Source organism: Parafrankia irregularis (assembly GCF_001536285.1).
Lineage (GTDB): Bacteria > Actinomycetota > Actinomycetes > Frankiales > Frankiaceae > Parafrankia > Parafrankia irregularis.
In genome coordinates this window covers 1-26349 of sequence record NZ_FAOZ01000041.1, presented here as the reverse complement: position 1 = coordinate 26349, position 26349 = coordinate 1, and the positions used below count along the sequence as shown (strand labels likewise).

18 protein-coding genes are annotated in these 26349 nt (G+C 72.4%); 4 read left to right on the top strand and 14 right to left on the bottom strand.

Annotation, left to right across the window (positions count from 1 at the left end; all coding sequences use genetic code 11):
- Window positions 1-180 precede the first annotated feature (180 nt).
- The 3 genes from AWX74_RS34850 (at window position 181) to AWX74_RS34840 (ending at window position 11798) form a co-directional block, all read left to right on the top strand.
- Window positions 181-8085, top strand: a complete 7905-nt coding sequence (locus tag AWX74_RS34850; RefSeq protein ID WP_091285515.1) for a hypothetical protein — start codon at window positions 181-183, stop codon at window positions 8083-8085.
- A 67-nt stretch (window positions 8086-8152) separates the two neighbouring features.
- Entirely contained in the window at window positions 8153-11044 is a 2892-nt protein-coding gene (locus tag AWX74_RS42195) for a right-handed parallel beta-helix repeat-containing protein (RefSeq protein WP_091285512.1), read from the top strand.
- Between the two features lie 193 nt (window positions 11045-11237).
- The gene (locus tag AWX74_RS34840) at window positions 11238-11798 is read left to right on the top strand and encodes a sigma-70 family RNA polymerase sigma factor (RefSeq protein ID WP_091285507.1); all 561 of its coding nucleotides are present in this window, start codon (window positions 11238-11240) and stop codon (window positions 11796-11798) included.
- A gap of 17 nt (window positions 11799-11815) precedes the next feature.
- Here the strand turns inward: AWX74_RS34840 and AWX74_RS34835 are convergent, their stop codons facing one another.
- The 4 genes from AWX74_RS34835 to AWX74_RS34820 all read right to left on the bottom strand — a co-directional run bounded on the left by AWX74_RS34835 (window position 11816) and on the right by AWX74_RS34820 (window position 17273).
- Window positions 11816-13615 (bottom strand): dipeptide ABC transporter ATP-binding protein, encoded by a 1800-nt coding sequence (locus AWX74_RS34835; RefSeq protein WP_091285504.1) that lies wholly within the window; start codon window positions 13613-13615, stop codon window positions 11816-11818.
- 62 nt (window positions 13616-13677) lie between these two features.
- A complete protein-coding gene (locus AWX74_RS34830) occupies window positions 13678-14655 on the bottom strand; it encodes an ABC transporter permease (RefSeq protein ID WP_091285501.1) in 978 nt (325 codons plus the stop codon).
- Complete coding sequence (locus tag AWX74_RS34825; RefSeq protein WP_091285497.1) at window positions 14652-15611, bottom strand: ABC transporter permease; 960 nt, start codon at window positions 15609-15611, stop codon at window positions 14652-14654. Before AWX74_RS34825 ends, AWX74_RS34830 begins: the two co-directional genes overlap by 4 nt.
- A gap of 75 nt (window positions 15612-15686) precedes the next feature.
- Window positions 15687-17273 (bottom strand): ABC transporter substrate-binding protein, encoded by a 1587-nt coding sequence (locus AWX74_RS34820; protein WP_091285494.1) that lies wholly within the window; start codon window positions 17271-17273, stop codon window positions 15687-15689.
- A 403-nt stretch (window positions 17274-17676) separates the two neighbouring features.
- On the opposite strand from AWX74_RS34820, the gene AWX74_RS34815 reads away from it, so the two are divergent.
- The gene (locus tag AWX74_RS34815) at window positions 17677-18630 is read left to right on the top strand and encodes a TauD/TfdA dioxygenase family protein (protein ID WP_091285492.1); all 954 of its coding nucleotides are present in this window, start codon (window positions 17677-17679) and stop codon (window positions 18628-18630) included.
- 14 nt (window positions 18631-18644) lie between these two features.
- On the opposite strand, the gene AWX74_RS40985 is transcribed toward AWX74_RS34815, so the two are convergent.
- From AWX74_RS40985 to AWX74_RS34765, 10 genes are all read right to left on the bottom strand, one after another.
- A complete protein-coding gene (locus AWX74_RS40985; protein WP_091285490.1) occupies window positions 18645-19310 on the bottom strand; it encodes a hypothetical protein in 666 nt (221 codons plus the stop codon).
- Window positions 19311-19405: 95 nt separating this feature from the next.
- A complete protein-coding gene (locus AWX74_RS41785) occupies window positions 19406-20017 on the bottom strand; it encodes a nuclease-related domain-containing protein (RefSeq protein ID WP_242666562.1) in 612 nt (203 codons plus the stop codon).
- A 542-nt stretch (window positions 20018-20559) separates the two neighbouring features.
- The gene (locus tag AWX74_RS34800) at window positions 20560-20826 is read right to left on the bottom strand and encodes a GNAT family N-acetyltransferase (protein WP_091285588.1); all 267 of its coding nucleotides are present in this window, start codon (window positions 20824-20826) and stop codon (window positions 20560-20562) included.
- Between the two features lie 72 nt (window positions 20827-20898).
- Window positions 20899-21723: an oxygen-binding di-iron domain-containing protein gene (locus AWX74_RS34795; protein WP_091285485.1), complete on the bottom strand. Its 825-nt coding sequence runs from the start codon at window positions 21721-21723 to the stop codon at window positions 20899-20901.
- A gap of 69 nt (window positions 21724-21792) precedes the next feature.
- Window positions 21793-22467 (bottom strand): DUF2510 domain-containing protein, encoded by a 675-nt coding sequence (locus AWX74_RS34790; protein ID WP_165615917.1) that lies wholly within the window; start codon window positions 22465-22467, stop codon window positions 21793-21795.
- A 264-nt stretch (window positions 22468-22731) separates the two neighbouring features.
- Complete coding sequence (locus AWX74_RS34785; protein ID WP_091285479.1) at window positions 22732-23970, bottom strand: MFS transporter; 1239 nt, start codon at window positions 23968-23970, stop codon at window positions 22732-22734.
- Window positions 23971-24099: 129 nt separating this feature from the next.
- Complete coding sequence (locus tag AWX74_RS34780) at window positions 24100-24648, bottom strand: FHA domain-containing protein (RefSeq protein WP_091285475.1); 549 nt, start codon at window positions 24646-24648, stop codon at window positions 24100-24102.
- 14 nt (window positions 24649-24662) lie between these two features.
- Window positions 24663-25109, bottom strand: a complete 447-nt coding sequence (locus tag AWX74_RS34775) for a Rieske (2Fe-2S) protein (protein WP_091285472.1) — start codon at window positions 25107-25109, stop codon at window positions 24663-24665.
- Window positions 25110-25126: 17 nt separating this feature from the next.
- Window positions 25127-25714: a DUF6529 family protein gene (locus AWX74_RS34770; RefSeq protein ID WP_091285469.1), complete on the bottom strand. Its 588-nt coding sequence runs from the start codon at window positions 25712-25714 to the stop codon at window positions 25127-25129.
- A 208-nt stretch (window positions 25715-25922) separates the two neighbouring features.
- Window positions 25923-26349 (bottom strand): HNH endonuclease (locus AWX74_RS34765; protein ID WP_131799613.1); only part of this gene is annotated, 427 nt, incomplete at its 5' end.

Below are 26349 nucleotides of genomic sequence, written 5' to 3'. Positions count from 1 at the left end.
CCCGGCGGGTGCGTAGTACCTGCCGGAGCCGTGGCTGCCAGCCACGGCCGCGCCGCCGGCAACGCCGCCCGCCGGCGACGTCCACCCGCCCGCTGACAGTGCCCCGCCCGCCGACAGTGCCCCGCCCGCCGACAGTGCCCCGCCCGCTGAGGGTGCCCCGCCCGCCGACAGGAGGCCCGCGTGCCGCGTCCGACCGACTGGTCGCCGCTGGGGCTGGCCGGGGACCCGACCCCCGGTGACCCCGAGGCGCTGGTGGCCGTCGCCGACTTCATGCACACCATGGCCGGGCACGCGCAGACCGCCGAGACCGGCCTGAACCAGGTGGTCGCCAAGAGCGGCGAGGGCGCGTTCGTCGGGAAGACCGCGGACTGGCTGCGCGACACCATCTCCACCGCGATCCGTGACTTCATCGGCGGCGTGCGCACCGCCTTCGGGCAGACCGAGCCCGCGGTGCGCAGCTACATCTCGGCGCTGCGGGAGGCGCAGTCCCGGGCGGACGGAGCGCTCACCGAGGCCGCGGGCCTGGCCGAGGGCGACTCGCGCCGCGACACCCTGACCGCGGACGCGAACCAGGCCGGCACCGATCTGAAGACGGCCGCGGGCACAGCCGCGGCGACGATCAGGGGGGCCCGCGAGCACATCCGCTCGCCGAACCCGAAGAAGTCGGCCTGCGAGGTCTTCTGGGAGATCTTCGGCTGGATCGTGCTGGCGATCACCGTGGTGGCGATCTTCGTCGGCGGCCCGCTCGGCCTGATCGCGCTCGGCCTGAACGCGATCATGGCGACCAAGGCGCTGGTCGACTTCGCCTCGGGGAAGACGAACATCACCGGCCTGGTCCTGGGCCTGCTCGGTCTGCTCGGCCCGTCCACCAAACCGTTGATCGCCCTGTCCACGCTGCGCGGTATCGCCGGCGCAACCGCGAAGATCCTCAAGGGTGCGGCCAGCTCCGTCGGCGTGACGATCGCCAGGATCGGTGGCGACTTCTGGCAGGCGATCTCGACGATCACCTTCTCCGCCGTCGTGAAGGGCGTCGGCGACATCTCCGCCACCCTCGCGAACACCGTCCGGGCCGGCTCCACCTGGATGTTCAAGGCGTTCACCTCGGCCGACGGCCTCGCCGCCCGCGGGTTCGTCTCGCTGAAGAACTTCGTGGTGACCGGCCCGGCGGCAACCGCGGGCCTCATCCGCAACATCGTCAACCTGACCGGCAGGCTGCCGTCGGCACTGGTCGCGAGCGTGCGTGCGGTGCCCGGTTTCGCCCGCGGGCTGGGCGGATGGTCCGTCGAGGCCGCGCGGTCGGTGGGCAAGGTGCTGAGCAACGAGCTGGGCGGGTGGAAGTGGCTCAAGATCTTCCTGCCGCTCAACGGCGTGGAGATCGGCGTCCTCGGCGTCCAGGACGCCTTCCGGCTCGCGGTCCTCGGCCGCGGCCTGGGGCAGGCCAGCCGCTACGCGGGGCTGGCGAGGCAGGTCGAGCTGGCGGCGGCGGCCGGCGGGGCGCTGCGAGTCAGTGACGGCATCCTGCGGGGTGTCGACCCGCCGGAGCCCGGCACGGTGCGCACCGAATCCGGCCTGCTGGTGCCGGAGAAAGCCGACGGGGTCTCGGCCCTGCGGACGGATCTCGGCGGCGGGGTCTCGGCGAAGCCGCTCGACCCCGCCGGGCTGGGCGCGCGGATCGTCACCGCGGACTCGCCCCTGCCCGACGTGAACCTGACCGTCGCCGGCCGGGATCTCGCGGCACTCAGGCCAGAGCCGGTGGCGCCGGTCCGGTCCGACCTCGACCTCTCGGGCGCCGTCCTGCTGACGCCTGGCAAGGAGGCCGCGCCCGCGCCCGCGAGCCTGCCGGCGACGTCGCACCTGTCGGCCGACACCACCAAGATCCTCGCCGACGCCAACACCGCCACCGGCGCGAACCCGCTCGCCAGTGTCCACACGCCCGCCAGCACCAGCGCCCTCGGCGGTGTCACCCCGGCCGGCGGCGCGCAGGTGAGCGACCTCGTCTCCCCGGCCCGGCTGGCCGTGCACCACGCCGGCGACGCGACGGTGAACGGCCTGCCCGAGATCCGGGCGGCGCTCAACGGTGATCTCACCGCGGTCAGGGTCTCCGACACCCAGGTCGCCTTCAACCTGGGCGCGGCCGACGACGGAGCGGTGTTCCCGGGCCGCGCCTTCGACGCGCCATCGGCGCCCGCGCCGTCCCAGCTGACCCCGCCCACCCAGCTGACCCCGCCCAGCCACGTAGCCCAGCAGATCGCGCCGCCGCCGGCCGTGACCGCCCCGCCCGCCGCGGCGGCACTCGGCGGTGCCCTGCCGAGCCCGGCGGCCCTCGCTCCGCCGGCCCGGACCGAGCTGCTCATCGGTGCGAACGGCGTGCAGATCGCGGCACCGGTGCACCCGGCCCCGCACACCGGGGAGCTGGGCCGGCCGGGCGAGCTGGCGGGCCTGCAGCAGGGCACCCTCGGCACCGTGCACGGCGACGACCTGGGGCTGACCGCCCGGTCAGCCGATGGTGGCCAGGGGCTGCCAGAGCCGCGCGACCCCTCGGTCCACTCGGCGCTCGACCTGCTCGCCCCGCCACACGCCCCCGGCCCGCAACCGTTCAGCCCGCCAACGCCGGCCACGGCCACGGAGGCGGTGAGCGCTCGGGCGGTGGAGGGCGGTGCGCGCGACGGCGGCGCGGCGATCAGCAACGCGCTGAACGACTTCACCCGGATCTCCGCCGAGGTGCGCCTCGCCCGGGAGAACCTGGAGATCACCCGGCTCGGCGGCGGGAACGGGAGCGACCCACTGGCCGCGGCCCAGAAGATCGCCCGGGCGGAGAAGAACCTGCACGTCGCCGAGGCCGTCCAGGCGAAGCTCGCCGCCGGGCTGCGGGCCCGCGGGGTGGACGACCCGTTCGCGGCGGCGACCGACCACGCCTGGGCGGAGTTCAAGATCGCCCGCCACCAGCTCGCCGAGGCCCGCACCGTCCACGACGACCTGCACCCGGGCCCGGACACCCGGCCGCTCGGCGAGGGTACGTCGGTGGCGGGCGCCGGCAAGGGCAAGACGGTCGCCACGCCGGCCCAGCTGGAGGCCGGTGCGAACCTGGAGAGCGCCGCGGCCCGGTTCGACGTCGCGCAGGGCCGGCTCGACGATCTGGGCCTCGACGTCAACCGGCTGCAGGCGGCGGACGACGAGGCGCTACGGCTCTCCCTGCTCGAACGCCCCCGGCTGCTCGGTGGCATGCGCCCCACCGACATCCGCCAGCTCGGGCCGGACGGCGCCGTCCACGGTTATGGCCGGCCGCTGGCCGGCGGGCTGCACCTGAACCTCGACGTCCCGGCGCCCGCCGGGACGGGAGCGGCCGCCCACGCCGGACCCGAGCTCGGGACCGTCATCGACCGCGCGGGCACGGTGATCTTCCGCGGCGAGGTCACCGAACTCGGGCACGGCGGGTTCCGGATCTCCGACCCGGCGGACGCGGGCCTGTTCCGCGAATACGACGCCGCCGGCCAGCTGACCCACGCCGGGCTCGACGTCCACGGCCCGGCCGGCCCCGCCGGCCCGGGTGGTGCGGCCGGCCCGGGTGGTGCGGCCGCTGTCGCGGCCGGCCGCCTGGAGATCGACTTCACCGCCGGCACGGCGACCCTGCACCGCCCGGGCCAGCCCGCCCCCGACAACTTCACCTACCAGCCGCTGCCCGGTGGCGCGCACCAGATCACCCGCGCCGCCGACGGGTCCTGGCTTCGCTATGACGCCGCCGGCAACCAGACCGGCGCGCTGTTCGAGGTACGGGCGGGCGGTCTGCCCGCCGGCCAGCTGGAGATCGACATCGTCGCCGGCACGGGCCGCCTGCACCGGCCGGGCCAGGCGGTACCCGACAACGTCGTCTACCAGGCGCTGCCCGGTGGCGCGCACCAGATCACCCGGGCCGCCGACGGGTCCTGGCAGCGGTTCGACGCCGCCGGCGACCTGACCGCCGCCCGTTTCGACATCCGCGAGGCGAACGGCCAGGCGGCCGGCCATCTGGAGACCGACCTCGCCGCGGGCACGGCGACGCTGCACCGGCCGGGGCAGCCCGTCCCGGACGACTTCACCTACCAGCTCCGGCCCGGTGGCGGGCATCAGATCACCCGCGCCGCCGACAACTCCTGGCACCGCTTCGACCACACCGGCACCCGGACCGCCGCCGGCCTCGACGTCCGCGACCCGGGCGGCGCGGCCGCCGGCCGCCTGCAGATCGACTTCACCGGTGGCGCGGCCACCCTGCACCGCCCCGGCCAGCCGGCCCCCGACAACTTCGCGTACCAGCCGCTGCCCGGCGGCGGGCACCAGCTCACCAACGCGGCCGACAACTCGACGCTGCGCTTCGACGGCGCCGGCGACCAGACCGGCGCCGGGCTCGACGTCCAGGGCCCGGCCGGTGCGGCGGCCGGCCGCCTGGAGATCGACTTCACCGCCGGGACGGCGACCCTGCACCGGCCGGGCCAGCCCGCGCCCGACAACTTCACCTACCAGGCCCAGCCGGGTGGCGGGCACCAGATCACCAACGCGGCCGACGGCTCCTGGCACCGCTACGACGCCGCCGGCAACCAGACCGCCACCCGGTTCAACGCCTCCGACCTGGGCGGGAACCCGTTCGGCGCGGTGGAGCTCGACATCGTTGCCGGCACCGGCCGCCACCTTGCCCCCGGCGGCGCGCCGCGAGACTGGCCCACCCTGCAGATCGGGGCCGGCGGCGAGCTCCGGCTCAGCAACGCCGCCGGGGAGATGCAGCGCTACACACCCGGCGGCGGCCTCACCGACGAGATCATCGCCCCGCGCGACCCGCGGGGGAACCTCGGCCCGAGCCGGCTGCACACCACGCTGAACCCGGCCGGCAACCCGGTGCTGGAGCTGCGCCACGGCGGGAACCCCGTCCCGAACACCCGCGTCACCATCGACGGCGCCGACTACCGGATCACCAGCACCGGGCCGGGCCCGCACGGCGGCGACTACCGGGTGATCGGCCACGACGGGGCACTGCACTCGGAGCGGATCTCCTTCCTGGGACGCAAGGGCCAGGCCGACGGCACCCACCTGTCCGTCGACTACCGCACGAACCAGTGGGCGCGCCAGGACGGCGCCGGACGCCCGCTAGCCGGGCACGCGAACGCGGCGCCGCGGGCCGGGTTCGGCCCGGGACAGGCCCCGCCGGCGGTGCGCGGCTACAACAGCCGCGGCGCCGTCACGGTGAAGGCCAACGGCGACATCGAGCTCGTCGGCGGCGACCGGACGTCGTTCTACGCCCGGGAGACCCTGGGCAACGGCAACGGCCACCCGCGGCCCACCCTGGAGGTCTTCCGCGGCGGCGACGGCCGGCGCTACTGGCATCAGTGGAGCGGCGCCGCCGACGGCACGCTGGGCGCCTCGGCCGGGCGGGGCACCCGGGTCTTCGAGGATCTTCCCGAGGGCCGGCTGTGGTCGGACCACCAGCACGGCTGGCCCGCCGACCGGACGGTGCGCGAGTACCGCCGGGCCGCCGACAGCGGCGTGATCCGCGCCGAGGTGCAGGCGAACGGGTCGTGGCGCTGGTACCGGTTCGACGCGGGCGGCCAGCTGACCCTTGAGGGCGTCCGGGACCACCGCTGGCTCAGCACCAGCTGGCGGGACACCTACACCGGGGCGAACGGCGCGCAGGTGGTGGCCCAGCGCTACCACTCGGCGGTCAACTTCTTCCCCAAGGCCCTGCACTACCGGGAGTACACCGTCGCCCCGAGGCCCGGTGGCGGGTTCCAGACCACCGACGCCTTCAAGGAGTTCTCGCCGCAGATCAAGGACACCGGGACGCTCGACGTCCTGGGCAACGGCAACACGCTGAAGACCACCCGGTGGGCCGAGCAGCGCCCGCCCGACGCACTCTGGAAGACACCGGCCGGCCTGCCCGGGCGTCCGATCGGCAAGGCCGTCTCGCACCTCGCCGGGTCGAAGCTGGGCGCCGTCGACTTCCCCGCCCGCGGCTCGATCCTCGGCGACAGCCGCTACCAGGTCTTCCGCTGGACCGAGACCGACGCCCACGGCGCCCAGGTGGCCACCGGCGTCCGGGCGATCACCCCGGAGGGCTCCTTCTCCGACTTCACCCGGGACGGGCTGTTCGTCCGCGGGGCGATCAAACTGGAGAACGGCAACACGGTGGAGATCGGCCGGGCCGCGAACGGGAAGTGGGCCTCGCTGGACGGCAACCTGCCCGCCGCCGGCTCCCGCACCCTGGACTGGCGGGAGATCGACTCCGCCAAGAACGTCGTCGCGAACGGCGAACGGCACTTCCTCGCCGACGGGAAGCACTGGGTCGACGGCACCGCGACCGGGGCCCCCGCCGGGCAGCTGCGGGTCGTCCGGCACACCGACGCCGCCGGCAATGTCGTGAGCACGGTCGGGGCGGGCCACCGGCCGCTGTTCAACCCGAGGCCGCCGGGCGGCCACGGCCACGGCCCGTTCGCCCCGGTGCACACCGGGCAGACCATCACCCGCAACACGATGGGGCAGATCGTCGGCCGGTCGGAGCAGTGGCTCTCAGACGCCCCGCTCGGCGCGGGCCAGGCCGGCCCGGCGCGGATCACCGTCGAGGCCGCCGGAGACGCCCGCACCGGCAGGTGGCGCTGGGACGACGGCACGAACAGCGGGGTCCGCACCAGCGGCCGCAACGAACGCTGGTCCGGCTCGTGGGACGACTCCTATCGCGACTTCCGCGCCGACGCCGCCGGTGTGCAGCACCAGATCCGGGATGTCCGCGCGCTGGGCAAGGGCACGTCGCTGACCGCCCAGCGGATGCCCGACGGCACCTGGCGCGCCGAGATCCGCGGCGCGGACGGCGCCCCCGTGCCGAACAGCGCCGGCACCCGCCAGTTCACCCGGGGCGACGGGACGTGGGCCGGCAACGCGCCGCCCGGCACCGGCCAGCCGCACTGGCGCGACGTCGACGCGAACGGTCACGTCCTGCGCGAGCTGGTCGACGGCCGGGTCCGCCAGTACACCAACCCCCGGCCCGCGAACGCGCCGGCCGGCACCGGGGCCTGGAAGGAGTTCGACCAGGGCGGTGTCTTCCGGGAGCGGGTCGACTCCGGAGGCGGCGTGTTCCGGGAGACGGAGAGCTTCCACAAGCAGTGGCGCGAGACGGACGCGAACGGCCGGCTCCTGCGCTACCGCTCGCTGTCCGGCACCGTGTGGGAGCGCGGCCCGCTGAACCGGTGGTCCATCCAGCACCGGGACTTCTCCCAGGTCGGCCGCGAGTTCGAGTTCCGGGGCGGGCTGAGCGAGTTCCGCGGCAAGAACCGGATGTGGCGGGAGTCCAACCGGCTGCAGTACAAGGCGATCGACGGCCTTGCCGGCGAGTTCGTCAGCCCCACCCGCCGCATTCTGCAGAAGGCCGCGCTCGACTTCAGCCAGGAGTTCGTCCTGGACTTCACCGCCCAGGTGCTGATCGGCCTCGCCTTCAACCAGGGCCAGCTCAACCCGCAGGACTGGTTCCGGGCGCTGGTCGGCGCGGGCATCGCCAGCGGTATCAAGACCGGCAACAGCATGTACCACGACAGCTCCGCCCTCGGGCTCAAGGGCGTCAAGGACGGCCTCGCCAACGTCGACGGCGGCAAGGACTTCAACCGCAACCCGTACAACCATGACAAGCACTGGGACAACGAATGGGGCGGGACGGAGAACCCACCGCGCTGGCGGCAGACCACCTATGACTACTTCCAGTCCACCATCGCGGTGAACTTCGTCGCCGCGTTCGTCGCCAACGCCGTCAACGCCGCCGCGTTCGGACTGCCCAAGGACTACGTCCCGCTGGCCGGTGGGGCTGCCGCGCTCGCCGGGGCCTGGGGCGGCGCCGGCACACTGGTCGTCAGCTCGACGGTCGGCGGCGCCCGCGCCCTGGCACACCAGCTCGGTTCCGGCCGCTACTTCCACCGCGGCGGCCTGGCCGACATCGGCCTCTCCTTCGTCGAGCGGCTGGGTGAGCGGGCGATGGGGACCTACCTGCTGCTCACCGCCGCCGGCCTGCGTCCGCAGGACAACATCCCGGCACCACCACCGGTCGTCGTCCCGCCCGCCCCGCCGCCGCCGATGTGACGGACAGGGCGGACAGGCACGGGACGGACTGGGCGGGCACGGCAGTGGACAGGGGAGAAGAACGCAGATGCGCAGGTTGCGGGTCGGGCCGAGGCACGTCACCGACGGCGTCGATCCCGCCGCGGATGGCGGCGCCGGGACGGACCACGATCCGGTCACCGGCGATGGGAACCGCGGCGCCGGCCGTGCCGACGGCACCCGCGATGCCGCGGTGGCGCGGGTCGGACCGGGAGCGTTCACGACTGTCACCGCCGCCCTGCACGCGGTGACGGCCGGCGGCACGGTATCGATCGCCCCCGGCCGTTATCCCGAGCGGCTCGTCCTCGACCGGCCGGTGCGGCTGGTCGCCGAGCGGGGGCCGGGGACGGTGTGGCTGAGCGGGCCGGGCCCGGTGGTCGTGAGCGCGGCGGCCGTCACCATGACCGGTGTCGGGCTGATCGTCGTCGCCGCTCAGCCCGACACCGCCGCACTGTTCGTCGGTTCCGGTGACGTCGATCTTACCGACTGCGACATCGCCGGTGGGCGGGTGGAGATCGCCGGCGGCGGGGCCCGGCTGCGGGCCTGCCGGCTCGCCGGCGCCGACCTGGCCGGGATGCACGTGCTGGGTGACTCGCGCGTGCACCTCGACGGCTGCGTCGTCGAGGGCGTCGCCGGGACGGGCCTGGTGGTCGGCGGCACGGCCACCCTGGAGCTCGTCAGCACCCGGGTCAGCCGGGTGAGCGGCTCCGGGCTGCGGGCCAGGGACGGCGCGACGCTGCTGGCGCGGGACTGCGAGATCAACCGTGCCGGGCGCAGCGGACTGCTCGTCGAGGGAGGCGCCACCGCGACGCTGACAGGTTGCCAGTTCCTGTACCCGGGTGCGGAGGGGGTGCGCCTGCTGGGCTCGTCCCCGCTGGCCACCGCACCCGCGCCCACGCCCGCGCCCGCCGGTGCCGACGCCACCGACTCGGACGATGCCGACGGCACCGATCACGCGGGCGACGCGGGCGGCGGTGTGCGTCTCGTCGAATGCGAGGTCGCCCACGCAGGCGCGGACGGGCTGCTCGTCGAGGGCGCGGCCCAGGTCGCGCTCACCCGGTGCCGGATCCGCCGCCCCACCCAGGCGGGCGCGGTCGTCACCGGCACCGCGGTCCTGCGCCTGGTGGAATGTGACGTCGACACCGCCGGAACCAGCGGGGTGGTCGCCCGTGACGGCGGGGCCCTGGACGGCGAGAGCCTCACGGTGCGCGGCAGCGGCGCGAACGGAGTCTTCGCCAGCGACGCGGCCCGGGCGGCGCTGCGGGACCTGACCGTCGAGGAAAGCGGCTACAGCAACGTCCATCTCGGCGGCGACGCCCACGGTGAGCTGACCGGTGCCCGGCTGCGGGGTACGCGCGAGCACGGCCTGCACCTGGCGGGCGCCGCGGTCGCCCGACTGACCGCGGTCGCTGTCCGGGGCAGTGTCATGTCCGGCGTCCACGCCGAGGGCACGGCGACGCTGGTGGCCACCGGCTGCGAGCTGGACGACAACGCCACCGGGCTCACCGTGGCCACCGGCACGACGGTCACCTGTACGGACTGCCGGATCACCGGCGGGTCCGGAGCGGGCGTGCAGATCGGCGTCGACACCGAGGCCACGTTGCGTGCCTGCCGGGTCGAGCGGACCGGCACGGCCGGCGTGGTGCTGGCTGGCCGTGCCCGCACTCTGATCGAGGACTGCCGGATCGAGGACACCGGCGGTTCAGGCCTGGTCGTCTGGACCGGCGCGGCTCCCGACGTCCGGTCGACCCGGCTGCGCCGCCCGGGCAAGAACGGTCTGTTCATCGGCGACGGTGGAGCGGGCACGTTCGAGCGGTGCGAGATCGCCGGCTCCGCCTTCCCCGCGGTGCACATCGGCGCCGGCGCCCGGCCCAGGCTCATCGGCTGCCGGATCGCGGACTGCGAGACGGACCTGAGCCTGGCCGAGGGTGCCGAGCCGCACTTCGAGCGCTGCGAGACCGACGGCGTGCGCCAGTCGCACCTGCCCGGCACGGGCCGCTCCGGCCCCGGCGCCACCGCGGCGACCGCCATCGGCGCCGCCACCGCGCTCGGCGGGGGAACTGCCGGTCGCGCCGGCGTCGGCGCCGGCGGGGACGGCGCCGGGTCCGGGTCGGAAGCGGCCGAGACCCTGGAGGACCTGCTGGCCGAGCTCACCGGGCTGGTCGGCCTGGACCGGGTCAAGCAGGACGTCGGCGCGCAGGTCAAGCTCATGCAGACGGTCCGGCGCCGGCAGGAGGCCGGCCTGCCGGCGCCGCCGCTGAGCCGGCACCTGGTGTTCGCGGGTAATCCGGGGACCGGGAAGACGACGGTGGCACGGCTCTACGGCCGGTTGCTCGCCACGCTCGGCATCCTCGAGCACGGCCACCTGGTCGAGACCGACCGGTCGGACATGGTGGGCGAGTACGTCGGCCATACCGCGCCGAAGACGCAGGCGGTCTTCCGGCGGGCGCTGGGCGGTGTGCTGTTCATCGACGAGGCCTACTCCCTCGTCCCGCACGGGCTGGGGAACGACTTCGGCCAGGAGGCCATCGCCACCCTGGTCAAGCTGATGGAGGACCACCGTGACCGGATCGTGGTCATCGTGGCCGGCTATCCGGCGGAGATGGGCCGGTTCGTGGCCTCGAATCCGGGGCTGGCCTCGCGGTTCTCCCGCACCCTCACCTTCGAGGACTACAGCTCGGCGGAGCTCACCCGGATCGTCGCCAGCCAGTGCCGCCAGCACGAGTACCAGCTCCCCGAGCCGACCGTCGCGGCCCTGGACACCTATTTCGAGGCGCTCCCCCGCAACCGCGGCTTCGGTAACGGCCGGCTCGCCCGCCAGGTTTTCCAGCGGATGACGGAGAACCAGGCTCAGCGCGTCGCGGAGCTCGCCACGCCGACGACGGAGGATCTGCTGCGGTTGGATCCCGTGGATCTGCCGAGCGATGGCACGGAGACCTGAAAGGACCACGCCAGGAATTCACGCCGGGAAATATCTTCTGAACAGAAAATGACCGTAGGACACCTGCCAGAAAAACAGGATGCCACATCTTTCACCGGGGGACGAATTGCACGGAAAACGGTAATCTGGCACTACACGACCGGTCGCGAGCATCCGGCGGTGATGTCCTTCCCCGGCGAGGAGGGCCTGGAATATGGCGAGCCCGTCGGGCGGCACGGCGTCACCCGGCCGGGAACCCGCGGCCCGGTTCGTCCGGACCCTCTTCGACGAGAACTCCGCGGACCTGCTCCGGTATGTCCGGCGGATCAGTCCGGAGGATCCCGGCCGGGCCGAGGACCTGGTCCAGGAGACGTTCCTGCGGGCGTGGCGGCACCGCGACGGACTCGCCGCACACGGCAGCGCCCGCGCCTGGCTGTTCCGGGTGGCACGCAACCTCGCCGTCGACTGGCACCGCCGCCAGGCCGCACGCCTCGGGGAGTCCGAGGCGCTCGGCGAGGACAGCGCCCGGATGACCGACCCGCTGGCGGAGGACAGCCTGGAGGCCGTGTTGCTGCGCACGGACCTGGTCGAGGCACTGCGGACGCTGTCCGTCGCGCACCGGGAGGCACTCGTCCACCTGCACCTGTTCGACCGCACCCAGTGGGAGACCGCCAGCCTGCTGGACGTCCCCCTCGGAACGGTCAAATCCCGCCACCACACGGCCGTGCGGGCGCTGCGCCGAGCACTCGACCAGCGCGGGATCGACGGCCGCTGACCGCTTGTGCCGCGTCCTCAGCCGGCGAGGACCCGCCGCGCGCGCTGAACGGCCGGATCGGGCACGGGGATCGCGTCGACCAGTCGACGGGTGTAGTCGGCGCTCGGCCGGCGCAGGACGTCGGCCGCCGGGCCGACCTCGACCACCCGGCCGTGCCGGAGCACCGCGACACGGTCGGCGACCTCATCGACCACCGCCAGGTCGTGGCTGATGAAAAGGCAGGCGAAGCCGTACTGCTCCTGCAGGTCGCGGAACAGTCGCAGCACGGCGGCCTGCACCGAGACGTCGAGGGCGCTCGTCGGCTCGTCGGCGACGAGCAGCTGCGGGTCCAGCGCGAGCGCGCGGGCGAGCCCGGCCCGCTGGCGCTGCCCGCCGGAGAGTTCGGCCGGACGCCGGTCGGCGTAGGACGTCGGCAGCTGCACCGATTCCAGCAGCGCGGCCACCTGTGCGCGGGCCTCCCGGCCACGGGCCCGGCCGTGCACCTCCAGAGGCTCACCGACGGCGTCGCCGACGGTGCGCCTCGGGTCGAGGGTGGTCGCCGGGTCCTGGAACACCAGCCCGATCCGCGCGCGCACCTCACGCAGCGCACCCGCCGACAGCTTCCCGAGGTCGGCGCCGAGCACCTCCGCCCGCCCCGCCTTCGGCCGGAGCAGGCCGACAACCACGCGCCCGAGCGTCGTCTTGCCGGAGCCGGACTCGCCGACCAGGCCGAGCACCTCGCCCGGCGCGAGGGAGAGCGTGACCCCGTCGACCGCGGTGAACGCCGGACGTCCCAGCCGCCCGGGGTATTCGACGACGACGTCACGGAAGTCCACCACCGGCCGCACGGCACCCGACGCCTCCGCGAGACCGGCGGGCTCCGCGGAGGCCGGCGATTTCACGATGCCCCGCGGTTCCGCGGAACCGCACGACCTCACCGCACCCCGCGGTTCCGCGGAACCGCACGGCTTCACCGCGGCCCCCGGCTTCGCGGGCCGCGACCGCGCCGAATCGTCATCCCCGGACGCCTCTGCGTCCACGTCCGAGGTCGTGGGGACGCGGGGGACGGCCGCGAGCAGCTCGCGGGTGTAGTCCGCCCGCGGCCGGGCGAACAGCTCGAGGACAGGGCTCGTCTCGACAACCCGCCCGGAGCGCAGCACGACCACCCGGTCGGCGAGGTCCGCGACGACGCCCATGTTGTGGGTGATGATCAGAACGGCCCGGCCGAGGCGGTCACGCAGATCGTGCAGCAGGCTGAGGATCTCGGCCTGCACGGTGACGTCGAGCGCCGTGGTCGGCTCGTCTGCGATGATCAGATCCGGTTCGTTGGCCAGTGCGAGCGCGATCACGACCCGCTGCTTCTGGCCGCCCGAGAGCTGGTGCGGGTAGTAGCCCACCCGCTTCTGGGGCTCCGCAATGCCGACGAGCTCCAGCAGTTCCACCGCGCGGCGCCGGGCGTCGGCACGTTTCACCTTCCGGTGCGCGCGCAGCGCCTCGCCGATCTGCCAGCCGACGGTCTCGACCGGGTTGAGCGCGGTCGAGGGCTCCTGGAAGACCATCGCGGCCCGGCGGCCACGCACCGAACGCAGTGCCTTCTCGTCGAGGCCGAGCACCTGCTGGCCGGCCAGATCGATGCTGCCGGTGGCCCGGGCCGTGTCGGGGAGCAGGCCGAGCACCGCCTTCGCCGTCAGTGTCTTGCCCGAGCCGGACTCGCCGACCAGGGCGACGATCTCCCCGGGCGCGACCTCGAAGGACACGTTGTCGACCGCGCGCGGGTGGACGACGGCGGCGGGGAACTCGACGATGAGTTCCCGGACGCTCAGAACCGGTGTGGCCACGTCATTCTCCTGTGCGGGGTCTGCGGTGCCGACCGTTGGACGCGGAACGCGGTGGCGCGTCATCAGATGCGCCTGCGGGCGCCGACCGCCTGGGCGATCAGCTGGAAGCCGAGGACGAAGCCGGTGACCAGCAGCAGCGGTCCGACCGCCTGCATGGGCGTTGTGTCCAGGTCAGACACGGCGTCGGCGATGATGGTGCCCAGGGACGGCTCCGGCGGGCGCACACCGATCCCGAGGAAGCTCATCGCGCTCTCCAGGAACACCGCGATCGACATCGACAGCGCGAGCTGGACGAACAGCGGCTCGGCCGAGTTCGGCAGGATGTGCCTGCGCAGAATCCACCACCGCGAGGCGCCGATGGCCTCCGCGGCCTCCACGAACGGCAGTTCCCGCAGCGTCAGGATGGACGAGCGCAGCAGCCGCCCGAAGTACGGGATCTCGACGGCCACGACGACCACGAAGATCGGCGTGATGCCGGCGCCCAGGATGGCGGTCACCCCGATTGCCAGAATGATCGGGGGGAACGCCAGGATCACGTCGAAGACGCGCTGCACGGCGACGTCCGCCGGCCGGATCAGCGCCGCGAGCGTGCCCGCGGCCGTGCCGAGCAGCGCACCGAGCGGAACGGCGACGAACACCACCAGGACGTCCACTCGGATGCCGTAGAGGGCACGGGTCAGCACGTCCCGGTTGACCTCGTCCGTCCCGAACGGGTGCCTGCCGCTGGCTGGGAGGAGGTTCGCGCCGGGGATCTGCTCGGTCGGGCCGTAGGGGGTCAGGAGCGGGGCGAACAGGCCGAGCAGCAGGATGCCGCCCACCAGCAGCAGACCGAACAGGCCGCGCCCGTGCAGGAGAACCCGTCGGCGGCGAGGGACGACCGCCACGTCCTCTGCGGCTGCGGCTGCGGCTGCCGCTGCCGCTGCCGCTGCCGCAGCGGGCGCGGGCGCGGGTGCCGGTGCCGGTGCAGTCGGGAGTTGCTGCTCGGGGGCCGTGGGCGCATCCGCCGCGGGCCTGGCGGGCGTCTGGATCGTGTCGGTCACTGGGCACCTCCGATGCGCACGCGCGGGTCGAGAAGGGCGTGGACGAGGTCGGTCAGCAACTGGATGACCACGAAGACGAAGACCGACAGCAGCAGAAGCACCTGGACGACCGGGTAGTCGCGGCGGCCGATCGCCTGTTCGATGAGCTGGCCGATCCCCGGCCAGGCGAAGATCGCCTCGACGAGCACGGCGCCGCCGAGCAGGCTGCCGGCCTGCAGGCCGATCACGGTCACGGTGGTCGGCAGCGCGTTGCGCATCGCGTACCGCAGCAGCAGGCGCCGGCGCGGGACGCCCAACGCGGTGGCGGTGAGGATGTACGGCTGGCGCAGCTGCGTCCGCAGCGTCTCGGCGAGGAAACGGGACAGCACCGCCGACACGGGCAGTGCCAGGCAGAGCGCGGGCAGCACCAGGTACTGCAACGTGATGTCCAGGCGCGCGAACATCCCGTCCGGCGGAACGCCCGCGCTGGGCAGGACCGGGAAGATCACGGTGAACAGCAGCACCAGCAGAACACCGCTGACGAATGTCGGCAGTGCCACCGAGATCGTGTTCACGACCGTGATCGCGCTTTCCAGCCAGCGGTTTCGTGTGGTCGCCCAGACCGGCCCCACGACGATCGCGATGAGAATCGCCAGCAGCAGCGCGCTGAGCGTGAGGATCACGGTGTTACCGAAGCCGTCGGCGACGAGCGAGGTGATCTCGCCGCCGACGCTGTAGGACTGGCCGAAATCGAAGGTCAGCACGTTTCCGATCCAGCTCAGGTACTGGGACGGCACCGACTGGTCGAGGCCGAGGTCGTGCCGGATGGCGGCGACGGCCTCGGGGCTCGCGTCGGATCCCGCGAGGCTGGTCGCGGGATCCCCCGGTATCAGCCGGATGATCGCGAATATCAGCACCGACGCCAGGAAGAGCACGAGCACCGCCGAAGGCAGGCGCCGGACGAGATAACGCAACAACGAATGCCTCCGGGGCTCGATTCGGTACCGGTCGGGTCCAGGCTGATCCGGATCGGGGTCAGGGATCCGGCCCGGTCAGGCGAGGTAGGCGTTGGTGACGTCGAGCTCCCAGCGCTTGGTGTACGAAAGCCCGGAGAGCCGGGTGGAGCTCACCCACTGGAAGGGAATGACGCCGATCTCGACGAGGAACAGCGCCTCGAGCAGCTCGTCGCTGACCTTGGCGTATTCGGTGATGGCGGCGTCCGACCGGCCGTCGGGCTGCTTCCAGGCGGCCTGCGACGAGGTGGTGTAGTCATCGGAGGTGAAGTGCGAGGCGTTGTGCAGGGCGTTGAACGGATACGCGCTGACAACCAGGGTCGAGGGCGTGTACTGCGCCCAGGAGTGGAACGTCGTCCACAGGCCCTTGAACTCGGCGCCGATGAGCTGCTTGACGAAGGTCGCCGCGTCGACCGGCTCGAGCTCCACCTTGATGCCGACGGCGGCGAGGTTCGCCTGGACGATCTGGGCCGTCGCCGCGTAGACGGGGAGGGCCGTGTTGTAGGTGTAGGGAATCGTCGGCAGTGTGCCGATCTGCGCGACGAGCTCCTTCGCCTTGGCCGGGTTGTACGCGTACCGCTTGTTCTTCTCCGCGTCGTGGGCGACCGAGTACTTCGGCCACGGCAGGTTTGTCGCATAGCCGTTGCCGCGGAAGACCTCGGAGATGATCCGGTCACGGTCGATCGCGTATGCGATCGCCTGGCGCAGCCGGACGTCCCCGAGCGCGGGCGCGGTCACGTTCGTCCCCACGTAGATCTGCTGCTCGGCGCCTTCCAGCGTGGTCTTGTTGAACTTCTTGGTGTCCTTGCCCAGTTCCTCGGTGTCCCGCGGGCTGACGCCCTCGGCGAAGTCGACCTGGCCTGACTTCAGCTGCGCGGCGATCGCGTTGGTGTCGGGAACAATGCCGATCCGGACCCCGTCGAGGTACGGGCGGCCCGGCTGCCAGTACTTCGGGTTCTTCTCGAAGACCAGCGAGGAGTTCGGCGTCCAGGACTTGAAGGTGAACGGCCCGGTGCCCACGAATCCCTTGCCCGTCTTGATGTCCTCGACGCTTTCGCTGTCGATGATGAACACCGTGTCGAGCAGGTCGAAGATGTTGCCCAGCGGGTGCGCGAAATGCAGCACGGCCTGGTGCGGGTCGGTGGTGTCGACCGAGGTGACGGCCTGGGCGGTGCTCTGCATCTGGCCCTGCGCGTGCCAGCTCGCATCGGCGTACGCCTTGATCGAGAACTCGACGTCCTTGGAGGTGAAGGCCCGCCCGCTGTGGAACACGACGTCGTCACGCAGCTGGAGGGTGAGGCTGAGCCCGTCGGCGCTCGCCGTCCACGACTTCGCCAGCCGCGGCTTCGGCTCGATGCTGTCGTTGGGATAGCGGGTCAGGCTCTCGTACACCAGCCCGATCAGCGTGGTGATCGCCGTGTTGGAGTTGGTGAAGAGGTTCTTCGGGATCAGGTCGTCCGGGATCGCGACTTTGAGGGTGCCACCGGCCTTGGGCGTCGAACCGGCGCTCGCGCCGCTGCCCGCCTCGTCCACCGCCGACGAGCAGGCGGCGAGGAGCAGTGCGCCGCCGGCCCCGAGGCCGGCCAGCAGAGACCGACGCGAGATGCCGTTATTTTCCATCGACATTGTAGGGAATCTTTCGTCACGATGCCAGGGCAGCAAGCCAGCATGAAGGCGGAGGCCCGCTCAGCCCGAGGCAACGCGACCGAGACGGGCCAGGAGGACGGACAGCCCGGGTGCCGCGCGGCCCACGATCAGGCTCGCGGCGGTGGTGCTCCTACCGACAGGATCGGCGGAGGTCCCACCGATGACAGCGCCGCCGACAACAGCACCGCGGCACGGGCCAGCGCGCGGCATCGGCGACATCGATCACGCCGGCATACAAACGCCGCAGCACCGGAAGAGTCAAGCAACATGACCGTTTTGTTGCCTACTTCACTTTACCCATCAGTCCGATCGAGAAAGGGTTGTTAGCTCGGTACCGTCCCCCCAACCAGGCCGGGCGTCCCATCAGGAAGGACCAGCGGAGATGACCACACAGCTGCGCGCGTACCGGGAGACTGCCGCGGTCACCGGGTACCGTTCGATCACCGTCGACCGGGTCTCGGCGAACATCGGCGCCGTCCTCGGCGGTGTCCGCATCGACGGCGACCTCGACGCGGCGACCGTCAGCGAGATCAGGCGCGCGCTCGTCGAGCACAAGGTCGTCTTCCTGCGCGGCCAGCAGCACGCGGACGACGCGGCCCAACGTGCCTTCGCCAGCCTCCTCGGTACCCCGACCCTGCCCCACCCCACCGTCACCGGGGCCGACAACTCGGTCCTGCCGATCGACGCGGCCGAAGGCAAGGCGAACTCCTGGCACACCGACGTGACGTTCGTCGACCGCATCCCGTCCGCCAGCGTGCTGCGGGCGGTCACGCTGCCGCCCTACGGCGGCACCACGACCTGGGCGAACACCGCCCACGCCTACGCCACGCTCAACCCGGCGCTGCAGGCCCTCGCTGACCGGCTGTGGGCCGTCCACTCGAACCTCTACGACTACGCCGCCGAGCGCACCGAGAAGGCGATCGGCGGCATCGACGTCAAGGAGGAGGCGTACCGGGCCGAGTTCGGTCACATCGAGTACGAGACCGAGCACCCCGTCGTGCGGGTCCACCCGGTGACCGGCGAGCGCAGCCTGCTGCTCGGCCACTTCGTCCGCCGCATCGTCGGCCTGTCCACCCGCGACTCGCAGGACATCTTCAACCTGCTCCAGCGGCACGTCATCAGGCTGGAGCACACCGTCCAGTGGAGCTGGCGCGACGGCGACATCGCCATCTGGGACAACCGGGCCACCCAGCACTACGCGATCGCCGACTACGACGACCAGCCCCGCCGCCTGCACCGCATCACCCTCGCCGGCGACATCCCGGTCAGCGTGGACGGCACGCCCAGCCGCCCGCTCAAGGGCGACGCCTCACACTTCTCCCCCATCGCGGCCTGACCCGCGCCCGGCCCTCACCAGCTGGAACCACTGGACGAGCTGTCGAAACTGCTGCTGGACGAGCTGCCGCCGTCCGAGCTGCTACTGGACGAGCTGCTGTCCGAGCTGCCGCTGGACCACGAACCGTCGGACCCGTGGCTCGACGAGGCACTCGAACAGCTGTCGGCCGCGCCGCCGTGGCTGTACGAACCGCTCCAGGAGTCCGTCCCCCACGGATGCTGGTCGTGGTGGCCCGGGTGACCGGCGTGGCCCGAATACCCGGAGTGGCCGTGACCGCCGTCGGTGTGGCACCAGGGCTGGTCCCCGCGCGCGTCGCCGTGCGGGTGCCAGCCGCGCCACGGCTCATGCGGGTCACCAGCGGCGCCCGCGCCGTCGAACCACATCGGGCCGTTGCCCGCGCCGTTACCGAAGAAGAAGGAGAAACCGGTTGCCGGGCTGCCTGGCCGCCCGGCGACCGGCATCGGACCCATCCCCGGCACCCGGCTGCCCTCGCGCCCGAACAGCTCCGCCAGCCGCCACCGCAGCAGGCGCGGCGCCAGCGCGAAGACCGTGAACATCGCGAGGATCACGGTCCCGGCGATCAGCGGCCCCAGCAGGTACAGCTGATCGTCGGGAAGCAGGAAGGCAACCGTGAGAAGCCCACCGACGAGCAGCGCCGGCACCGCGGCCAGAACAGCCATCACCCTTGACATGCCAGATTTGTAGCCGAGGCAAACAGCCGCCCGCCGTCGAACGACGCCGAGCCGACAGCTGCGCCTGGCCTGGCGGGCCTGGGTCAGATCACCGGCCAGGTACATCGGTCACGCGCGGCGGAAAAAATCAGCTCGACGTCCTGCGCCGTCCACTGGCCCGCGACGCCGTCAAAGGCCTGGCGCAGATCGTCGTGGTGCGCCACGAGGACATCCGTGAGCGACGGCACGACCGTCAGGCTCTCCGCCTCGACGAATGCCAGCACTCCGGCGACACCGACACCGAAACCGCAGGCGCGGCTCAGCGCCTCGGACGCACGCACCGCCTCGGCCCTGGCTTTCAGCACATACGGATGAAACCCGTCACCCACCCGCACGGCGTCGTCGCCCACCCATATCCGGCGACCGCGATGATATTTGGTGTTGATGGTGAAGACGCCACCCGGGCCGATGAGAAGATGGTCGATATCGACATTGCGCGGTAACGGAATCGAATGCAGCAGCCGCCAGCCCCGGGCCGTGAGCGGCGCCAGCTCCGCCGCCACCATCTGCTCGCCCGCGAGCCCCGTGCGCCAGCTTTCCGTCTCCGGCCGGGCGCGCCGCAGCAGGCGGTCCGCAAGCGCCCGCCAGAACCCGGGCCGCAGCTCGCGAAGCTTCGCGCTGATCGCCTCGCCAGGACGGTGGGCCGCAAGGTCCATCGGGTGTGCCGTCGCCGCCGGGGAGTTCACCGCCGCGGGCTCGGCGATCCGCCGCTCCGCCCGCGATCTTCCCACCCCGCTCCCGGAAGGCCCCTGCGGCACAGCCATCCCGCCCGGCACGGCCGGCCCGACCCGACCGTCCGGCCCGACCGGCTCGGCGGGGCCGACGGGCACCGCGGACTTCGGCACACTCACCCCGTGGGTCTCGAGCACCGCCAGCACCGCGTCGCGATCCACCTCGTCGAGCAGCATCGTGAGTCGACCGGTCAGACGGTCGAAGCAGGCAACGCTTCTGCCGTCCGGAAGACTCACATAAAGTCTGTGCTGCCCGTACCTTTTCCACCGGCGTACCAGCAGCTCATCCACGCTTCGCCTCCAACACCGCCCACGGCACCGGCCGCGAATTCCGCCGCCTGATCCAGCCCGGGGGGCCTCCCGCTCAACAACCATGAAATGCTCGGCCGCATCACGTTATCCTCCCGGAACTGGCACAGGTGCCGAAGCGCCGATTTCCGCGCCGACCCGACGCACGGCCTTCCCTGTCATCTCGACCGCGACCCGCGGGCCGCGGCCTCCCATTCAGGCTGAAGCAACGAGTAGAGGATGCTGTCCCGCCAGGCGCCGTTCGTGAAAACGTGATCCCGGATCCGCCCCTCCCGGGTGAAGCCCAGCCGCTCGACAACGGCGACGGACGCGAGGTTGTCGGGGCCGATCGCGGCGCTGATCCGACGGAGTTCCAGGACGCCGAAGCCAAGGCCGAGAACGGTGCGGACCGCGTCGGTGGCATGCCCACACCGGCTGCGGCGGATGCGGGGTTCTCACGGCCCCACCGTCGCAGAACGGTCACCGCGGTGCGGGTGAAGCGACCATTCCGAGCGGATCTAACGGCGGACGGCGTCGACGACCTGCGGGTGCCCCGTGCCGCCGGGCGCGGCGAGGACGCTCGGCCGCCAGGCGAACTCGGCCTCCGGGCTGAACCGCTCCTCCAGACCGAGCGCAAGCCTGCGCAGCGCCGCCGCGCCGTCGCCCTGCCACGACGTCCCGTGCATGACGGCGAGGGTGCGCGGTTCCAGCTCGGCGAGCAGTCGCAGGGTGGACGTCGCCGCCGTCAGGCAGGAGGTCTGCCGCAGGGCCGCTTCCGCGTCCAGGCAGCGTTCGACCAGGTCGGCCGGGTCGTCGTCGGTGACGGCGGGGCCGTCGCCGAGCTGGGCGAACAGATCCCCGCAGAACAGCGTCCGGGTGGTCTCCTCGAACAACACCCGGGAGTCCCAGCCGTGCGGGACGTGCGGCGTGTCGAAATGACGGGCCCGGCGGCTCACCTGCCGGTCACCGAGGTCGAGGACCTCCCCGTGCGCGAGCGAGCGCGGCGGGCGGTCCGCGAGGTCACGCAGCGAGATCTCGCAGCCCAGCTGGCCGTGCGCGACCTGGGCGCGGGGTGCCGCGGCGAGGAACTCGTTCATGGCGCCGGACTCGTCCGCCTCCAGGTGGCCGAAGGCGATCCAGCGCAGCCGCTCGACCGGCACCACCCGGGCTACCGCGGCGGAGACCTCCGGGAACAGCTGGCGCATACCGGTGTGGAACAGCAGCGGTTCCTCGGCGGCGATCAGGAACTGGTTGAAGGTGAACCCGGCCGGCCCGGCCACCTCGGGGAAGAAGGTGGAGATCCGGTAGATGCCATCGGCGATCTCGTCGACCTCTGTGCCCATGGCGCATCGTCCTCCACTCGCGAGCGGCCCACGACCCGGCCGGACGCTACCCGCGCACCTCGGCCCCCGCTACCGGGGGCCGAACGGATCGAGCCGCGGTGCCCGGGGGCGCGGAAGCGACACACCGACCACGGTGATCACCATCCCTGCCGCGGCCACCCACGGGCCGGCGCTGTACTCCTCGATGTGGCCGTCGACCAGATCACGGCAGGCGAGAAGGTGGCAGACCACGGCCAGGCCGCCCGCGACGCCGGTGATCACCATCAACGCCCGCCGCAGCGGTCCGCGGGCGAACACGGCGGCCAGCGCCACGATCGGGACACCGAAGGCGGCGAAGAAGACGCCGACGCCGAAGTAGGCCCCGACGATTCCCGGTGCGTCCACCACATACCGGTCGACGAGCACACGGATGTCTTCGAGGGATGCCGTCTCGCCCTCGTCGGAGAGCCAGGGCAGGGAGAACAGGCCGAGCATCATCGTGAGGGCGCCGAGCAGTACCACCGTGACGCCGGCGGTGCTCGGCCCGTCCCCTCCACCGCCGGCGCCCCCGCCCCCTCCCCCGCCCGCGCCGGGACCGGGGCCCGGGCGGAGCTGTGCCGGCCAGCCGGACTCGGGCCCGTGCCAGCCGCGACCGTCGTCGATCTGGTCCGTCCAGCCGCTGCCGTCGAAATAGCGGTGGGCGAAGCGCCCCTGCGGGTCGGGATACCAGCCAGGAGCGGCAGGCCCGCCGCCTGGTGTGGTCACCGGCCGCGGTGCGCAACCGTGCGAGGCGACATAGCGGCCGAGTGTAGGTCTGACGCGAGCCCGAGAACCCATCCTGGGATGGGGTGTCCGGATCCAGCTGATCACGATTCGATCATGAAACCCACTACGGACAATCCATAGATTGCGAGGAAGCAGTCAGAACAGTACGGCGACGTCCCGACACGGCGCCGCGGTACGCCGGCCGGTGCGACGTGCGGCAGACGCGAGGGTCCAGGGACGCGAGGGTCCAGGGAAAGGGAGGCTTCACGCGTTCCGGGCGAGCTCGGCCGGGTTGGGAAGTGGACGACCGTCGCGGGCACGGCGGCCGGCCGCGTGGACGGCGCCGACCGCGACCAGGGAGGCGGCTCCGCCGAACCACATCGTGGCCCGCGCGTTGACCGCCTCGGCCAGCGCGCCGACCAGCAGCGAACCCAGCGGCGTCGAACCGATCATGATCGTCGAGTAGATCGACATCACCCGCCCGCGGAACGCCGGGTCGCTGCCGAGCTGGATCCGGTGGTTCGCCGCCTGCGCGAAGAAGATCACCGCGAACCCGGTGGCGAACAGGCCGACGGCGGCGGTCGCGAACGTCGGGGCCCAGCCGGTCAGCGTCATCACCACGCCGAGACCGAGCGCCGCGCCGTTGACCAGGTCCGCCGACGGGCGGGTGCGGCGCCCGGTCGTCACCAGCGCCGCCAGCAGCGACCCGCCGGCGAAGGCGGTGGTGAGCAACCCGAACGCGGCCGCGTCCGTGTGGAACACCGTCCTGGCCAGCAGGGGCAGCGTGAGCTGGAAGTTCATCGCGCACAGGCCGACCGCCCCGACGAGGACCAGCGGAAGCAGCAGGTCGTCCCGTGACCGCACGTAGCGCACTCCGTCGATGATCCGGGCCCGTGCCGCCGGGCGTGCGGACCGGCGCAGCTCCTCGGGACGCATCATGCGCAGTCCGACCACGGTCGCCAGGTAGCTCACCGCGTTGAGGAGCATCACCGGCCCGGCGTCGACGGCGGCGATCAACGCACCGGCCAGCGCCGGTCCCACCACCCGGGCGACGTTGAAATACGCGGCGCTCAGCGCCGACGCGTTCGGAAGCAGCTCCGGCCCGACCAGCTCGCTGATGAACGCCATCCGGGTCGGGGTCTCCACCGCGCTCACCACACCCAGCGCCAGCGCGAACAGCTGGATCTGCCACAGGGTCACGCCGCCGCTGAGCACCAGCACCGCGAACATCGACGCCACCACACCGGAGGCGACGTTCGCCGCGGTGAGCAGAAGCCGCTTGTCGTAACGGTCGGCGAGCCGGCCTCCGACCAGCATCAGCAGCAGCGACGGGGTGAACTGCAGCGCGGTCACGACGGCGAGCGCACTCGCCGAGTCGTCGGTCAGGTCGAGCACCAGCCAGTCCTGAGCGACCACCATCATCCAGGTGCCGGCAACCGAAAGGATCTGCCCGGCGACGAAGAGCCGGAAATTGCGCACGCGCAGCGAACGGAACGGGTTCACGGTCCTCCTCCACGCGGCCGACCACCGCCGGCGGCGGGGGACGGCCGCCCGTGCTCCAGATCCTTCCCGAGAATCCCGCATTCCCGGCCCGACCGGCCGGACGCCTGCGAAAGTCACATCAGGCGCCGGTCAGGACAGCGCGACCAGGGCTCCGAGGGTGAAGCCGACCGCCGCGAGCCAGATCAACGTCGGCAGCATCCGCATCAGACCCGCCCGAGCGGGCGCCGGGGTTCCGGTTCCGGCGGGGGCACCGGCGGGCACCGCTGGGGGTGGCGGCGCCATCCGTGCGCCCGGACCGGCGAGAACGGTCTGGGCCTCGGAGTTGTCCTTCATCGGCGGCGCCTGGCGAGCTCCGTGCGGCTCGGGCTCAGGCCGCGGCTGCGGCTGCGGCGCCCACAGCACGATCCGCGGGCCGTTGCTGCCGCCGAGGTGAAGGACGACCTCGCCGTGGACGACCACCTGTCGGCTCCGGGCGCCGTCCCGCCAGATTCCGTTGGAGCTCAGGTCGCGGGCGATCCACCCGTCCGGTTCTGGGACAAGCTCGACGTGGCGGCGGGAGACCTTGGTGTCGGTCAACGGGACGTCCGCCTCACGACCGCGGCCGATCACATGCGAACGGTCCGGGCTCAGTTCCACCGTGCCCGCGGGCGTGGTCACCCGGATGCTGGTCAGGTCCACGTGTCCGTCTCCCCTCACACGCCGAAGACAGCGTTGTCACGAACGGCCACATTGACCGGCGGCAACTGCTTCTTGGCAGGGCCGGCGACCGGCTGCCCCGTGGAGGCGTCGAACCTGCTGCCGTGGCACGGGCAGATGATCTGCCCCTGGGTGACCGAGGAGACCGTGCACCCCTGGTGGGTGCAGACCGCGGAGAACCCCTGGACGTTGTCCCCGCCGTCCCTGGTCAGGACGATTCCCTCGGCGCGCAGGACCAGCCCTCCGTTCTGGGGTATGTCGGCGAGCTGGGCGAGTGGGCCCTGGGTGTCCGGTGCGGTCGCACCGCCGTTGGCCGCCGCGGTCACGGACTTGGCGTCCGCCGCGCTGCTGTTCGCCGCCACCCCGTAACCGGCGGCGGCGGCGACCACGGTCACCGCGAGGCCGGGCAGCACGGCACGACGTGTCGCTGCTTCCTGTGCCATGTCTCTGTCGGCCTCTCTCAGAACTTCGGGATGTCGGGACGGGTGAAGAACCACAGGGACGCGCTGAGCCAGAGCACGAGCAGGCACAGGAGAACCGCGGAGCCGAGGACCGGCAGGGCCCAGCCGGGCAGCCGCCGGGTCCGCAGGCCCAGCATCTTCGCGGCGTAGGCGCCGTAGAACCCACAGCCGACCAGGCTGTGGACGAGCGTGCGGGTCTCGTCGCTGGCGAACCCGAGCGCCCAGATGCAGTGCAGCGCGACGGGGAGCGTGAGCACGAAGGCCAGGGTGCCGCTCCAGCGGTGCGTCGGGGCCGCCCAGGCCGGAGCACTGCCGGCGCCGGGAAGCCGCCCCCACATCCACAGTGCGGTCGTGAGCTGCACGAGAAGCAGCACCGCCGCGGCGGTGGTGAGCCAGGCCTTCATCGGAAGCATTCCGGAGAAGCCGAGTGTGAACAACGGACGCGCCGCCGGGTCGTGGGCCTTCGCGTACACGCCCAACGAGAGCGCGACCGCCGCGCCTGCCAGCAGGGCCACGGCGAACCCGGCCCCGGCCGAGCGCGTGTTCTCCCCTGAGCGTGAGCCGTCGGTCTTGACGCCGAGCTCCATCCGCCCCCCTTCAGACAAGGAACTTGTTCGGCGAACTATGCAGGAGAAGACGAACTCGAACGCAGGAGCGTCAGTCGAACGACAGGTAAACGGAGGAAAAGAAAGCCGACCGCGTCCGACGACGAGCTACTCAGGATCTTCCAGTGGGCTGGCCACGTCGATCCACGAACAAGACCCACCGGCGGTCACCAGCCGCCTCCTTCGCCCGTTACGCCACGGCACGGCCCTGGAGGAGTACGAAGAGGGATTCACCGAGGTTGAGCCGGCCGCCGTTGCGGGTGGTGATCGCGTCCGGGGTGACGTGTTCGGTGTCGTCGGCGAGGGCGGTGGTGGGGTGTTCCCCGGGTGTGACGGGTGGTGCGGGGGTGAGGGTGCGGCCGTCGGGGAGCAGCGCGGTGGTGGTGCCGTCGGGGGTTCTGCGGAGCACGATGCCTTCGTCGTGGAGGTGGCGGTGGTGGGTGCCGCAGAGGAGGGTGAGGTTGTCGAGGTCGGTGTGGCCGCCGTTGGCCCAGCCGGTGAGGTGGTGGATGTTCAGCCATCGGGTGTGGTCGCAGCCCGGGTACTGACAGGTGCCGTGGTCACGGGCGTGGACGGCGGTGCGTAGCCGGCTGGTGGGGAAGCGGTGGCGGCGGCCG

Coding starts and splice junctions, on each gene's coding strand:
- AWX74_RS34775 (WP_091285472.1), bottom strand. CDS start 25,109: ATGGCACAGGAAGCAGCGACACGTCGTGCCGTGCTGCCCGGCCTCGCG.
- AWX74_RS34820 (WP_091285494.1), bottom strand. CDS start 17,273: ATGTCGATGGAAAATAACGGCATCTCGCGTCGGTCTCTGCTGGCCGGC.
- AWX74_RS34770 (WP_091285469.1), bottom strand. CDS start 25,714: ATGGAGCTCGGCGTCAAGACCGACGGCTCACGCTCAGGGGAGAACACG.
- AWX74_RS42195 (WP_091285512.1), top strand. CDS start 8,153: ATGCGCAGGTTGCGGGTCGGGCCGAGGCACGTCACCGACGGCGTCGAT.
- AWX74_RS34815 (WP_091285492.1), top strand. CDS start 17,677: ATGACCACACAGCTGCGCGCGTACCGGGAGACTGCCGCGGTCACCGGG.
- AWX74_RS40985 (WP_091285490.1), bottom strand. CDS start 19,310: ATGGCTGTTCTGGCCGCGGTGCCGGCGCTGCTCGTCGGTGGGCTTCTC.
- AWX74_RS34795 (WP_091285485.1), bottom strand. CDS start 21,723: ATGGGCACAGAGGTCGACGAGATCGCCGATGGCATCTACCGGATCTCC.
- AWX74_RS34840 (WP_091285507.1), top strand. CDS start 11,238: ATGGCGAGCCCGTCGGGCGGCACGGCGTCACCCGGCCGGGAACCCGCG.
- AWX74_RS41785 (WP_242666562.1), bottom strand. CDS start 20,017: ATGGACCTTGCGGCCCACCGTCCTGGCGAGGCGATCAGCGCGAAGCTT.